Origin of the sequence: Celeribacter sp. (genome assembly GCF_048270365.1) — a bacterium.
In the GTDB taxonomy this organism is placed as follows: Bacteria; Pseudomonadota; Alphaproteobacteria; order Rhodobacterales; family Rhodobacteraceae; genus Celeribacter.
Map to the genome: position 1 here is coordinate 173,258 of NZ_JBLWTA010000008.1, position 14,071 is coordinate 187,328.

Annotated in this window: 13 protein-coding genes; 9 read left to right on the top strand and 4 right to left on the bottom strand. The window is 58.9% G+C overall.

Annotation, left to right across the window (positions count from 1 at the left end):
• The first annotated feature begins 65 nt into the window (after positions 1-65).
• From ACN0X0_RS12800 to ACN0X0_RS12835, 8 genes are all read left to right on the top strand, one after another.
• Positions 66-857, top strand: a complete 792-nt coding sequence (locus ACN0X0_RS12800; protein WP_417262170.1) for an ABC transporter ATP-binding protein — start codon at positions 66-68, stop codon at positions 855-857.
• Between the two features lie 29 nt (positions 858-886).
• Positions 887-1,606 (top strand): transporter substrate-binding domain-containing protein, encoded by a 720-nt coding sequence (locus tag ACN0X0_RS12805; RefSeq protein WP_417262171.1) that lies wholly within the window; start codon positions 887-889, stop codon positions 1,604-1,606.
• Positions 1,607-1,682: 76 nt separating this feature from the next.
• Positions 1,683-2,573, top strand: coding sequence for an ABC transporter permease (locus ACN0X0_RS12810; protein ID WP_417279521.1), 891 nt, complete (start codon positions 1,683-1,685; stop codon positions 2,571-2,573).
• Positions 2,570-3,376, top strand: a complete 807-nt coding sequence (locus tag ACN0X0_RS12815; protein ID WP_417262172.1) for an ABC transporter permease — start codon at positions 2,570-2,572, stop codon at positions 3,374-3,376. Before ACN0X0_RS12810 ends, ACN0X0_RS12815 begins: the two co-directional genes overlap by 4 nt.
• A gap of 9 nt (positions 3,377-3,385) precedes the next feature.
• Entirely contained in the window at positions 3,386-4,732 is a 1,347-nt protein-coding gene (locus tag ACN0X0_RS12820; RefSeq protein WP_417279467.1) for a glutamine synthetase family protein, read from the top strand.
• Positions 4,733-4,911: 179 nt separating this feature from the next.
• Positions 4,912-5,535 carry a type 1 glutamine amidotransferase gene (locus ACN0X0_RS12825; protein WP_417279468.1) on the top strand — a complete coding sequence of 208 codons (624 nt, stop codon included), beginning with the start codon at positions 4,912-4,914 and terminating at the stop codon, positions 5,533-5,535.
• Positions 5,535-6,887 (top strand): glutamine synthetase family protein, encoded by a 1,353-nt coding sequence (locus ACN0X0_RS12830; protein ID WP_417279469.1) that lies wholly within the window; start codon positions 5,535-5,537, stop codon positions 6,885-6,887. The genes ACN0X0_RS12825 and ACN0X0_RS12830 overlap by 1 nt, the downstream gene beginning before the upstream one ends.
• 174 nt (positions 6,888-7,061) lie before the next feature.
• Positions 7,062-8,264, top strand: coding sequence for a DegT/DnrJ/EryC1/StrS family aminotransferase (locus ACN0X0_RS12835; RefSeq protein WP_417279470.1), 1,203 nt, complete (start codon positions 7,062-7,064; stop codon positions 8,262-8,264).
• Between the two features lie 51 nt (positions 8,265-8,315).
• Here the strand turns inward: ACN0X0_RS12835 and ACN0X0_RS12840 are convergent, their stop codons facing one another.
• From ACN0X0_RS12840 to ACN0X0_RS12855, 4 genes are all read right to left on the bottom strand, one after another.
• Positions 8,316-9,260, bottom strand: coding sequence for a LysR family transcriptional regulator (locus ACN0X0_RS12840; protein ID WP_417279471.1), 945 nt, complete (start codon positions 9,258-9,260; stop codon positions 8,316-8,318).
• A 111-nt stretch (positions 9,261-9,371) separates the two neighbouring features.
• The gene (gene phaR, locus ACN0X0_RS12845; RefSeq protein ID WP_226553046.1) at positions 9,372-9,932 is read right to left on the bottom strand and encodes a polyhydroxyalkanoate synthesis repressor PhaR; all 561 of its coding nucleotides are present in this window, start codon (positions 9,930-9,932) and stop codon (positions 9,372-9,374) included.
• Positions 9,933-10,152: 220 nt separating this feature from the next.
• Positions 10,153-10,596, bottom strand: a complete 444-nt coding sequence (locus ACN0X0_RS12850; protein WP_321362695.1) for a phasin family protein — start codon at positions 10,594-10,596, stop codon at positions 10,153-10,155.
• Between the two features lie 215 nt (positions 10,597-10,811).
• The gene (locus ACN0X0_RS12855; protein WP_417279472.1) at positions 10,812-12,617 is read right to left on the bottom strand and encodes a PHA/PHB synthase family protein; all 1,806 of its coding nucleotides are present in this window, start codon (positions 12,615-12,617) and stop codon (positions 10,812-10,814) included.
• A 158-nt stretch (positions 12,618-12,775) separates the two neighbouring features.
• On the opposite strand from ACN0X0_RS12855, the gene phaZ reads away from it, so the two are divergent.
• A complete protein-coding gene (gene phaZ / locus ACN0X0_RS12860) occupies positions 12,776-14,050 on the top strand; it encodes a polyhydroxyalkanoate depolymerase (RefSeq protein WP_417279473.1) in 1,275 nt (424 codons plus the stop codon).
• Positions 14,051-14,071 lie beyond the last annotated feature (21 nt).

Below are 14,071 nucleotides of genomic sequence, written 5' to 3' on the forward strand. Positions count from 1 at the left end.
GGGACGCTGCGGCATTCTGCTGATGATTGTTGCATCTGCCGAAAGATTAGCCCTAACTCTTGGCAATGCTGACCAAAGATTCAAATTCCGAAACGCCCGTCATCGAAATCCGTGATTTGCACAAATCCTACGGAGACCTCGAAGTGTTGAAAGGCGTCTCCATGACCGCGCCCCGCGGCCATGTGACCTCGCTTATCGGCTCATCGGGGTCGGGCAAATCCACGCTTTTGCGCTGCGCCAACCTGTTGGAAGACAGCCAGAAGGGCGAGATTCTGTTCAATGGCGAACCCATCAGTTGGAAGGGCGAAGGCCTGCACCGTCGCCCGGCGGATCGCAAACAGATCACCCGCATCCGCACCAACCTGTCGATGGTGTTCCAGCAGTTCAATCTCTGGGCCCATATGACCATCCTGCAAAACGTCATGGAAGCGCCGATCACGGTGATGGGCCGTGACCGCAAGGAGGTCGAAGAAAAGGCCCGGATGTATCTCGACAAGGTCGGCATCGGCGACAAATGCGACGTTTATCCGGCGCAAATGTCAGGCGGCCAGCAACAGCGGGCGGCGATTGCCCGAGCGCTTTGCATGGAGCCGCAGGCATTGTTGTTCGACGAACCCACCTCCGCGCTTGACCCCGAGCTCGAACAAGAGGTGATCAAGGTGATCAAGGCGCTGGCCGAAGAGGGCCGCACGATGATCATCGTGACCCATGACATGCGCATGGCCGCGGATATTTCCGACCATGTGGTGTTCCTCCATCAGGGGCTGATCGAGGAGGAGGGCCACCCGTCCGACCTCTTTGGCGCGCCCAAATCCGAACGGCTCAAACAGTTCCTCAGCGCGACTGTTCCGGCCTAACCATAAGCGCTACCAATGGGAGATTTCACATGAAGAACATCCTTCTTTCCGCCGCCGCCCTCGCCCTTTTGGCAGGCGCTGCCTCCGCCGAGACCATCCGTCTGGGCACCGAGGGCGCCTACCCTCCGTACAACTACATCGACGACAACGGCGAAGTGGGAGGTTTCGAGCGCGTGCTGGGCGACGAGCTTTGCGCCCGCGCCGAACTGGAATGCGAATGGGTGACCAACGACTGGGATTCGATCATCCCGAACCTTCTGTCCGGCAACTATGACGCCATCATCGCCGGCATGTCGATCACCGACGCTCGCAAGGAGAAGATCGACTTTTCCCAAAACTACACCCCACCGTCCTATTCCTCCTATGCCGCCATGTCTGAGGGTGTGGACCTCGAGGGTGGCGTGATCGCGGCCCAGGCCTCGACGATCCAGTCTCAGCATGTTGTCGACACCGGCGCCACCCTTTTGGAATTCCCGTCCTTCGAAGACAGCCTCGCCGCGATGCTCGCAGGCGAAGCGGATGCGGTCTTTGCCGACAAAGACACGCTCGTGCCCGTGGTCGATGAAGGCACCGCCATGTGGGTGGGGGAAGACGTCGCCCTGTCCATCGGCATCGGCATGGGCTTCCGCAAATCCGACCCGGAACTGCGCGCCAAATTCGACACGGCCATCGCCTCCATGAAGGAAGACGGCACGCTTAACGAGATGATCCTCGAATATCTGGGCGAAGACAGCCCGGTCTTCGAATAACCCCATCTCGTAACATTTCGGGCGGGGCGCGAACGCGCGCCCTGCCCTTTCCCGATCCCCGCCAAACAGGTGTCCCATCTTTTCCTATTGCGCCGATCCTGACACGCTTGACCGCCTTGCCTGGCTCAGCTGTTACCTGACAACAGGAAAGCACATGTCTTTCTACGCCTCCTTCGGGACGGTGCTTTTGCTTTTGGCGGTCACCGCGCCTCTGGCGCTTGGGTTTGGCTTTGGCGCAGCAGCAGGTTCCCGGTCGCATCTTGTTCCCGTGAAATGGCTGTCTAACCTCTATATGGCCATCGTGCGCGGCGTGCCGGACATCGCGTTTTTCCTGTTTTTCGTCATCGCGCTCGACCAGGGTCTGGAGTGGATGCGCCATCAGGTTCTCTGTTCTGACTGGGATCAGCCGATCCGTCAGGGCAATGATTTCGTCGTCTGCGCCGCAGCCAAGCTGCCGCAGAACTCCGCCCCTGAGGTCTATCACCAGATTTACGGCTTTGCGCTGGCGGTGCTGACCTTTGCCATCGTCTTTGGCGCCTTCGCCGGCAATGTGATCGCAGGTGGTTTCAAGGCCGTGCCCCATGGCCAGATCGAGACCGCAGAAAGCTACGGTATGACCAAGCGCCAGACGTTCTGGCGTATCATGGTGCCGCAGATGTGGACCTATGCCCTGCCCGGTCTGTCGAACCTCTGGATGGTGCTGATCAAGGCCACGCCGTTGCTGTTCCTTCTGGGTGTCGAAGACGTCGTATACTGGGCCAAGGAGCTGGGCGGCACCAAGACCGCGCGCTTCACCGACTACCCGCATGGCGACTGGCGGATGTATTATTTCTTTGGGCTTCTGGTGTTCTACTTGCTGTTCACCAAAGTCTCCGAAATCGCGCTCAGCCGCATCACGCGAAAGCTGTCTCGCGGTCAGGCCACCGCCGCAGGCGAAGCCATGCGCAAAGCGGGAGCGGGCGCATGAGCTGTTCTGAGACCATCGCAAGCTACGCCTTCCGCTCTTTGGGCTTTGGCGAACGCCGCTTGCCCACGACCGACATCACGCTCTGCGATCAGGTGACACTGATCGGTTCGGGCATGTTGTGGAACATCTATTTCGGCCTCCTGGCGATCCTTTTGGGCTTTTTCTCGGCGCAGGCGATTGCGCTCGCGAAAGCCTCCTCGAACAAGGCCGTGCGCAAACCCGCCGAATGGTTCATCTTCGTGTTCCGCGGCTCTCCTTTGTTCATCCAGTTCTTCTTTGGCTACTTCCTCTTCCTGAGCCTCAAACAGGCGTTTCCGATCTTCGGCAATCTCACCGACGCCTGGTTCGGCGCCGCCATCGTCCTCTGGCTCAACACCACCGCCTATTCCGCAGAGATCTTCTTTGGCGCGCTCATGGCCGTGCCGAAAGGCGATCTGGAAAGCGCCGATGCCTATGGTTTTTCCGGCTGGCCGCGGTATCAAAAGATCGTCTGGCCGACCATGCTGCGCCTTGCTTGGCCCGCCTATACCAATGAGGCGATCTTTATCTTTCACTCCACCACGCTGGTGTTCTTCTCCGGCTTCCCCGCCTTGCAGCAAAAAGGCGACGCGCTCTATTACGCCTCCTATTTTGCCGACAAGACCTTTAACCCCTTCATCCCCTATCCGATTTTGGCAGGCTATTTCGTGCTGGTGACACTCTGCATCATCACTGTCTTTGGCCTGATCGGAAAACGGCTGAACCGTCACCTGCCGCAGGGCCGCACAAAACGCCCCCGGCTTATGTCGCAAATCTTCAGATAGTGTGCTTTCATGATCTCCCCCCACGGCTGGCTTGCCCAGAACCCCCATGTCAAAACCATTCGCGTCGCAGCCGCCGACCTCAACGGTCAGGCCCGAGGCAAACGCATGTCGGCGCGCTTTGCCGATAAGGTCGAAACCGAAGGCACACGCTTTCCGCTCTCGGTTCTGAACCTCGACATCTGGGGCGAGGACATTGAGGACAGCCCTCTGGTCTTTGAGTCCGGCGATCAGGACGGGGTGCTTTTGCCAACCGAACGCGGCTTTCTGCCCCTGCCGTGGCTTCAGGGCGCGCCGACCGCGCTTTTGCCGATGTGGATGTTCCGCGAAGATGGCAGCCCCTTTGACGGCGATCCGCGCCAAGCGTTGGCGCGCGTGCTGGAGCGCTACAAGGCCAGGGGCCTGACCCCCGTGGTCGCGACCGAGTTGGAATTCTACCTGATCGACGACAGTTCGCGTCAGCTGCGCATCCCGCGCTCTCCGCGCTCTGGCAAACGCCGTCCGGGGGCGGAAACGCTAGCGCTGCGGGCGCTTGATGCCTTCGACATCTTTTTCTCTGAACTGTTCGAAGCCTGCGAAGCGATGGACATTCCGGCGGATACCGCGATCTCCGAGGCGGGTCTTGGCCAGTTCGAGATCAACCTCGCCCATTCCCCGGACGCGTTGAAAGCCGCTGACGATGCTTGGCTTTTCAAACTGATGGTCAAGGGGCTGGCCCGCAAACACGGGTTCGCCGCCTCTTTCATGGCGAAACCCTATGACGAATACGCTGGCAACGGCATGCACACCCATTTCTCGATGCTCGATGAAAACGGCGACAACATTTTTGACGATGGCTCGACGGCGGGCACCGATATGATGCGTCACGCCATCGCGGGTTGCCTTTCCGCCATTCCGGACTCGACCATTCTGTTCGCGCCCCATGGCAATTCCTACGACCGTCTCGTGCCGGGCGCCCATGCGCCGACGCGGATTTGTTGGGGCTATGACAATCGCACGGCCGCCGTGCGTGTGCCGGGCGGCTCGCACAAGGCCCGTCGCATCGAGCATCGCGTGTCGGGCGGAGACGTTAACCCGCATCTGATGATCGCCGCCATTCTGGGCGCCGCGCTCATCGGTATGGAGGACGAAATGACAGCGCCCCCTACGATCACCGGCAACGCCTATGCGCAGGGTCTGCCGGAAATGCCCGGCGACTGGGGCACCGCGATCGACACCTTTGCGGCCTCGCCCGTGATGAAGCGCATCTTCCCCGAAGAGCTGGTGCGCAACCTGACGCTGACCAAACGTCAGGAGCTTCGCGACTGGGCCGAGCTGACGCCCGAGGAGCAGGTCGAGCTCTATCTGGACACGGTTTAAGCGGGCTTCCCGATATTTGATCAAATCCTAGCGTTTCACTGCATGCCCCCTTGTCGGGCCTGCGGCGAAGCGCTAGCGTCGGGCCATTCCAACGCTTTTGGTGACTTATGAAACTCGGCATTCTGCAATGCGGACACGCGCCTGACCCCGTCGCGCAAATTCACGGGGATTTCACTTTGATGTTCAAACGCCTGTTTGATCGCCCGGATTTTTCCTATGAATATTGGGACGTCGAGCATATGGACTTCCCGAAAGGCCCCGAGGACGCCGACGCTTGGCTTTTGACCGGCTCGAAACACGGCGCCTATGAGGACCACCCTTTCATCAAACCGCTCGTGGCGCTGATCCGCGACATCCATGCCTCTGGCCGTCGGATGTTGGGCATCTGCTTCGGCCATCAGATCATCGCCAAGGCTCTGGGCGGCACGGTCGAGAAATACACTGGCGGTTGGGCCGTCGGGCGGCAGGCCTATGACATCCCGCCTTTGGGACATATTCACCTGAACGCCTGGCATCAGGATCAGGTCACCCGCCTGCCCGAAGGCGCCGAAGTGCTGGGCGGCAATGATTTTTGCACCAACGCGGCGCTGGTCTATGATGACAGCATCCTGACCATCCAACCGCACCCGGAGCTTGGCCCAGCGATCATCGCCGACTACCTCAAGGCGCGCGCGAATGATCCCGCCTACCCCGCCGATCTGATCGCGCGGGCGAAAGATGAAAACGACAAACCGACCGATGACAAACGCTTCGCCGATCTCATGGCCGCGTTTCTCGAACAAGGGCGGGAGGCCCTGATCTGATGGAGTTTCTCGACCAACTGCCCGAAGCCGCTTTGGAATATCTCGACGGGCGCAGGCTCGATGAGGTGGAATGTATCGTCGCCGATCTGTCCGGCATCGCACGAGGCAAGGCCATGCCCGCCGCGAAATTCGCCAAACAGACGCATTTTTACCTACCGAACTCGATTTTCCTTCAGGCCATCAACGGCGATTGGGTCGATGACGCCGATGCGCCCTTTACCGAACCCGACATGGTTCTGGTCCCAGATTTCGAAACCGCGACAGCCGCGCCCTGGACCGGGGACCTGACGCTTCAGGTCATCCACGATGTGCTGGATCAAAAAGGCGAGATGGTGCCCACGGCCCCGCGCAACGTGTTAAAACGTGTGGTTCAGCTTTACCACGATCAGGGCTGGAACCCGATTGTTGCGCCTGAGATGGAATTCTTCCTCGTCGCCCGCAACGTGGACCCCAACCAGCCGATTGAACCGCCGATTGGTCGCACAGGTCGCCGCGCGGCCCAGCGTCAGGCCTATTCCATGTCGGCGGTGGACGAATACGGGCCCATTATCGATGACATCTACGACTTTGCCGAGGCGCAGGGTCTCGAGATCGACGGCATCCTGCAAGAAGGCGGCGCCGGTCAGATCGAGATGAACCTGCGGCACGGCGATCCTGTGAAGCTCGCCGATGAGATGTTCTACTTCAAACGGCTGATCCGCGAAGCTGCGCTCCGTCACGATTGTTTCGCGACCTTCATGGCGAAACCCATTCAGGACGAGCCGGGCTCGGCGATGCACATCCACCACTCGGTCGTGGACATCAACACGGGCGAGAATATTTTCTCTAACCCGGATGGCTCGGAATCCGAGGCCTTCATGCATTTCATCGCGGGGCTACAAAATCACACGCCCTCCGCCATCGCCATGCACGCGCCCTATGTGAACAGCTATCGCCGCTACGTCCGCGATTTCGCCGCCCCCATCAACCTCGAATGGGGCCGCGACAACCGCACCACGGGGCTGCGCGTGCCGATCTCTGGCCCCGAGGCACGGCGGATCGAAAACCGTCTGCCGGGCATGGATGTGAACCCCTATCTGTCGATCGCGGCCTCTCTGGCCTGTGGCTATCTCGGCCTCATCGAGCGTCGCGAACCGCGCGCGGAATATATCGGGGACGCCTACGCATCTGCCGATGGCATCCCGGACACGCTGTCGCGCGCGCTCGATCTTTTGGAAAGCTCCACGCAGATGCAGGATGTCTTGGGCCCGGATTTCGTCCGCGTCTACCTTCAGGTCAAACGCGCCGAAAACGATGCCTATCTTCAGGTCATCAGCCCCTGGGAGCGCGAGCATCTTTTGCTCAATGTCTGAGGGTATCGCGTCTAAAATCAGGGGCCTTCGGGCCCCTTTTTCATGCGCAATCCTTTCGCATCGCAGCTTGTGAATTTTTTGCGAAATTCCGCCGCCCCAGACGCGCAGCACTAGATTTTTCACCGCCGAACACTTACAGTAAATCCGAAAGAAGAATTTCAAAAAGGTGAAAATATGAGTCTCGGGCCCAATGTCTACGATGCCGAACCGATCCCGGAAGAGGCGCGCGCCATCGTCGAACAGCTGCTGAAATCCGGCGATCTGTTTCGCTACACGGCTGCGAAAGACGCCCCCGTGACCCTTTTGGAACAGGAATTCGCCGAGATGCTGGGCGCAAAATACGCCCTCGCTGTGGCCTCTTGCTCCGCTGCTCTGTTCCTGTCCTTGAAGGCCCTGAACCTGCCGCGCGACGCCAAGGTCCTGATCCCCGCCTTCACCTTTGCCGCGGTGCCGTCGTCCATCGTGCATGCCGATTGCAAACCGGTGCTCGTGGAATGCGGCGACAACTACCGCATCGACCTCGACGATTTCCACGCCAAGGTCGAAGACGCCGACGCCGTGATGATCTCTCACATGCGCGGCCACACCTCCGATATGGATGCGATCAAAGCCGCCTGTGACGCGAAAAACATCCCGCTGATCGAAGACGCCGCGCACTCCCTCGGTACCGTGTGGGACGGGCAGAACATCGGCACCATCGGCAAGATCGGCTGTTTCTCCTTCCAGTCCTACAAGCTGTTGAACGCGGGTGAAGGTGGCATCATGATCACCAATGACCCCGAGGTCATGGCCCGCGCCGTCATCATGTCTGGCGCCTATGAGCACAATTGGGGCAAGCACAACCCGCAGCGTGACAATGCGCTGGCCGAGGCCTTTGCCAAATGGCAGAACCAGCTGCCGCTCTACAACACGCGCCTGTCGAACATGTCCGCGACCCTCGTGCGTCCGCAGTTGGGTGAAGTTGCACGTCGTGTGGCCGACGGTCGTCGCAACCACGATTACACCGCCGCGCGTCTGGAAAGCTCGCCGTTTTTGACTGTGCCCGCCAAGCTCGATAAAGAGGTCCGCGCGCCCGACAGCCTGCAATTCAACCTCGTCGATTTCAGCCGCGAAGAGGCCATTGCGTTTCAGAATGCCGCGAAAGCGCGTGGCGTGTCGGTGCAGGTCTTTGGCCTCTCAACCGACAACGCACGTGCGTTTTGGAACTGGCAATTCCTGGGCGAGACGCCCGAGCTTCCGAAAACCCGCGAGATGCTGTCGAAGGCCTGCGACACCCGCCTGCCTGCGCGGTTGACCGAAGAGGATTGCGATTTCATCGCCGACGCGCTGATCTCCGCTGCAGCCGAGGTCAAAGCGGTGAAAGTCGCCGCCGAGTAAACCTGCCCCGAGAAATGAGAAAACGCCTCCCCGCGCGGGAGGCGTTTTGCGTTACAACAGCTTGAGATAACCGCCCAGCCACGGATATTGCGCCACCACCGGATCGACGACCTGGTCCTGCAACAAAGGCTCCAACTGCTTGGCAATTTCGGTGGCCATTTCCGACATCCCGTCGCGCCGCACGGTGAGCGAAATTTTCCGCGACAAAGGCGCGACCGGCAAGGGAATGGCCTCGATTTCATCGGCATACCGCCCGGCGTTCAACACGCCCAAAGACGACAGAACCGTCCAGCCCGAACCGCCTGCCACCATCGCTAAAATCGCGCGGTAGCTGTCCAACTCGAACCGATGTGTCAGCGTCATCCCCTCGCTGCTCAGATGCTCCGCCAACATGCGCCCCATCACATGGCGGCGCGTGTATTGGATCAAGGGCAGTTTTCCCGGCGCATCATGTTGGCCCTTCGGCACCACCGCGACAAAGGGGTCCTGCAACAAAGGATGCCGCTCAAACCACTCGGCACTCTCGCCCAGTTCCGCCGCCACGATCACATCGAGCGCGCGGTTTTCCAACCGATCCAGCAGGCGATGCGAGGGCCCGGTCTCCAATTCGAACCGCGTCTCCGTCAGTTGATCCGCCATCTGCGTGATCATCATCGGCGTCACGGAGGCTTCGAAATCCTCGACCATCCCCAAGCGCAACTGCCCCAGATGGCTCAGATCCAGCCCGGCAATCTCGGAGCGCGCGCGGGCCGCTTCCAAGAGGATACTTTGCGCCCGACGCCGCAGCACGCGCCCCGCGGGCGTCAGGCTCATCGGGCGTTCGCGCCGGTTGATCAACTCTGTGCCCAGCGCGGTTTCCAGGTTCGAGATTTGCTGCGACACGGCGGAGGGCGAGGCACCCAAACGTTTGGCGGCGGCAGAGACCGACCCCTCTTCGGCCACGGCAAGAAACACCTCCACCCCCCAAAGGGTCAACCGCCCAACCTTGTCACTCATCCCAACTGCCTCCTGCCTTCATTGCAGTCATGAATACTCAAAAAACTTCACAGAAAAAAGAAAACCCTGATCCTCGGGATCAGGGTTTGCATGAGTATCAAAGCGGGCCGCTTATTTCATCTTCGACAGCTTGTCCTGAAGATCGGCGAGCTGTTTCTTGATCTCGCTCAGGTCTTCCTTGGTCTCCTCCGGCTCAGCACTCGGCCCCGACCAGTTTTGGCCCATGCCGCTTGCCATACCGCCGGTCATCGCCTTGATGAACGCTTCCTGCTGCGCCTGAAGCGCCTCAAAGCCCGGGATTTGCGTGCCGAAATTCTGCATCATCTGCTCCTGACCCTGACGCAGCATGTCAAAGCTTTGCGCCAGAAATTGCGGCACGACGGATTGAATGTCGGTCGTGTAGCTGCGCACCAGATCGGTTAGAACGCCCAAAGGCAGCACGTTTTCGCCCCGGCTTTCGTGTTCCGCGATGATTTGCAAAAGATATTGACGGGTCAGGTCATCGCCGGACTTCAGATCGACGATCTGCACGTCACGCCCCTCGCGGATAAATCCCGCGATGTCTTCGAGCGTCACGTAGTCCGACGTTTCCGTGTTATAAAGCCGCCGAGACGCGTAGCGTTTGATCAGCAGCGGCCCGGAGGTATCCGCAGTTTTTTTATCTGTGGCCATATTGGGCTCCCCTCCCTTTATTGGCAATGAAGCGAGCCTAAGCGAGCAATGCTGCAAAAGCAAAAGAAATCCGGCCAGAAATGTTAACGCAACCAGGACGTGCATATGCCCTGCGAACCACAAAAAAACGGGCCCCCGAGGAGAGAGGCCCGTTTCGCGATCCACATTTTCAGGGAGGAGGAAAAAATGCGGAGAGGTTACTCGTACTGACGTCTAACGCTTACTTCGCCGTCGCTTTTTTCGCGGCTTTGGTCATTTCATCCGTCGCTTTTTTGGCAGCGGCGGTCATGTCTTCGCCCATGTCTTTGCCAGCGGCCAGCATCAGTTCGACGGTTTCCATCTGAACTTTCTTGGCGACTTCGGCAAAGGCGGCCATGTTCTCGGCGGCCATTTCGGCTTGCGAGGAGGCGAAATCGGTCATCGCCTTGGTGTAATCGGTCGGCTCTTCTTTCACGGTGGTGATTTCGGAGACTTTGGTCAGGGTTTCCTTGGTCCACTTCGAGGAAATCTCAGTGGATTTCTCGGCGGCTTCGATCGCCACTTTGGACATTTTCTCTGCAAGGGAGGCTTGGGTTTTGAAGCTCTCCTGCATCGCAGACATGTCAATCGGGAAAGAGCCCATCATGTCTTTCATCATCTTCGAAAAATCGTCGGTCTTGGCCATATCACGTAGTCCTTCTGGCATTTTGCGAAATCGGCCCTTACCGGTTGGCACGGGTTTTCGCTTTGGTCTGCGCCTCTGAACGTCTGTTCAGCTTGCGTTTGCACAAACAATATGCATGCCGCAGCGCAGAAAATCAAGTGATTTATGCCGCACTGCAGCAAAATACAGGAAATATCGAGATTTCAGGCACTTGCTATCACGCAAGCCCAGAGACGTCAGGGCGTCGCTTGGGATTTGACGTAATTCCCGGGCGCAGGACCAAGGATCTCCGCCCCCGAATCGCCGGGAATGCGCGCAGGGATCATCTTGCCCGACCGCGCATGCAGCCATTTCTCCCACCGTGGCCACCAAGAGCCTTGATGGAACTGCGCCCCAGCCTTCCACTCTTGCGGCGGCAGGCTCAGGTCCGTGTTGGTGTAATGACCGTATTTCTTTTTCGACGGCGGATTGACGATCCCGGCGATATGGCCGCTCTCGGACAGAATGAAGGTCTTATTCTTCGACCCCATTTGGCGAATGCCGTTATAAGAACTGTCCCAAGCCGCGATGTGATCCGTCTCGCAACCGATGGCGCAAAGCGGCACGGTGACGTCCGACAGCTGCACCCTCGTGCCGCAAATCGGAAAACCCGTCGTGGCCAATTCATCGCGCTGACACAGGCCGCGCAGATATTGCACCGCCATCTTGCCCGGAAGATTGGTCGCGTCACCGTTCCAATACAACAGATCAAAGGCGGGCGGCGCTTCGCCCATCATATAGCTGCGAATGGCGGGCTGATAGATCAGGTCGTTGGAGCGCAGATAGGAAAACGTCCGGTTCATATAGAGCGACTTCATCAGACCGGTGCGCTTGGCCTCTGCCTCGATCCCATCGACGAAATCGTCATCAAGGAACACGCCCACCTCGCCCTGATCGGAGAAATCCGTGAGCGTCGTAAAGAAGGTCGCGGATTTCACCGAGGTGTCACCACGCTCTTTCATCAGGCCCAGCGTGATCGACAGGGTCGTTCCCGCGATGCAATAGCCGATCACGTTGATCTTTGGCTCAGCCGTGATCTTTTTGACCTGTTCGATGGCGGTCAGGAACCCCTCCTCGACATAGTCATCCATGCCCACATCGGCATAGCCCTCATTCGGGTTGATCCAGGAGACGATGAAAACCGTGTAGCCCTGTTCCGTGATCCATTTGATCAGCGAATTCTGTTCGCGCAGATCGAGAATGTAGAATTTGTTGATCCAGGGCGGAAAGATCAAAAGCGGCGTCTTATGCACCTCTTCGGTCAGCGGCGCATATTGGATCAGCTCGAACATCCGGTTGCGAAACACCACCGACCCTTTCGAGGTGCCGATGTTCCGGCCGACCTCGAAAGCGTCCTTGTCGGCGAGGTTCACGATCATCTCGCCATGGTGATCTTCCAGATCGCGCACGAGATTCTCCAAGCCCTTCACAAGGCTCTCGCCATCGGTCTCCAGCGCGTGCTGCAAAGCGTCCGGGTTGGTCGCGAGGAAATTCGTCGGCGACATCATATCGATGATCTGCCGGGTAAAATAATCCACCCGCCTGCGATCCCGCGCGTCCAACCCCTCGAGATCGGTGACGGCGTTTTCCATCGCCTCGGCGTTCATCATGTATTGCTGTTTGAGAAAGTTGAAATAGGGGTTGCTCTGCCACAGCGGGTTCTGAAACCGGCGATCTTTCGGCGTCTCGTCGGACGGCGGCGTCAGATCGCCATGGCTGAGCCTCTGCTGCGCGTCGACGTAATGCTTGAGCGTCTTGCCCCAATGGCTCACCTGATGCTCGATCACCCGGGCCGGGTTGTTCATCATTTCGGCCATATAGGCGCTAGCGGCCTTGAGAAAAAGCTCCTGACTGGGCCCCTGAAGCGCGGGAGGAATCGGCTTTTTCTGTGCCAACGCAGCAACAAGTCGCGCGGAAAGCTCTTCGATTTTGACAATATTCTCGTTGAGCTTGTCCAAATCCTGTTGTTTTTCCTGCGTTTTGACCTCTCCATCCCGAGCCATTGCGCAACCTCCCCAATTTTTTGCACTTGCAGCATCTTAAAATACTGTAAGACTATATGAGTTACGATAGCGACAGACTTGTCCTGTGGGAAGACGAAGCCGCAGATTGCGACGCGCACACCCAGAGGTCAGGCCTGTATCACACACAGGAGGCCCACATGCGCTACATGGCTACCTACGATCTGATGGAAACGATCCGCAACACCAACCAATGGCTGGGCGCCACGGCTCAGGCCTTTGGCTCTTATCCGGCGGTGGCGATGATGCCCAATCCCGGCATTCAATGGCTCGCGGCCTGGGGTCAGGTGACGGAGCGCGCGTTTTCGCGCATGGTCACCAAACCCGACTGGGGCATCGGCTCGGTGGTCGGCGAGGACGGGCGCGATCATCTGGTCGACATCAATGTCGAGGTGGCCCGCGCCTTTGGCGATCTGATCCACTTCAACGTGCAGGGCCGTGAGGAGATGAAACGCCGCGTGCTTTTGGTCGCGCCGATGTCGGGTCACTACGCCACGCTTTTGCGCTCGACCGTCATTTCGCTTTTGCCTGATTGCGAGGTTTATATCACCGACTGGCACAACGCCCGTGACATTCCTGTCTCCGAGGGCAAATTCGATGTCGAGGATTACACCCTCTACCTCGTCGACTTCATGAAACATCTGGGCCCGAACACCCATGTGATCGCCGTCTGCCAACCGGCGCCTCTGACGCTTGCCGCCACCGCCTATCTCGCGGAAGAAGACCCGAAGGCCCAGCCGCGCTCCCTGACGCTGATCGGCGGCCCGATCGACCCGGACGCGACGCCGACCGAAGTCACGGATTTCGGCAACCGCGTCACCATGGGCCAGCTCGAAAATTCGATGATCCAGCGTGTCGGCTACAAATACAAAGGCGTGGGCCGCAAGGTCTATCCGGGCCTCTTGCAGCTCAGCTCTTTCATCGCGATGAACATGGAAAACCACTCTCAGGCCTTCGCAGACCAGATCTCGCGCGTTGCCAAGGGCGAGGCGGGCGAACATGACCGCCACAACAAATTCTACGACGAATATCTCGCCGTTATGGATATGACCGGCGAATTCTACCTCTCGACCGTCGAACGCATTTTCAAAGGCCTCGAGATCGCGAAGAACGAATTCACCGTCGCTGGCAAAAAAGTCGACATCGGCAAGATCACCGACGTGGCCGTGAAAACCGTCGAAGGCGAGAATGACGACATCTCCGCGCCGGGCCAATGTGTTGCCGCCTTGGATCTCTGCACTGGTCTCCCCGACAGCAAGAAGGCCGCGCATCTCGAACCGGGCGCCGGGCATTACGGGATTTTCGCAGGCAAAAGCTGGCGCAACAACATCCGGCCGCTGGTGCTCGATTTCATTGACGCCAACTCAGGCCCACGGGTTGTGGCGGGCAAGGATACCGAAGCGAAAGCAGGATAAAAAGACGGCGCCCAAGTGGCG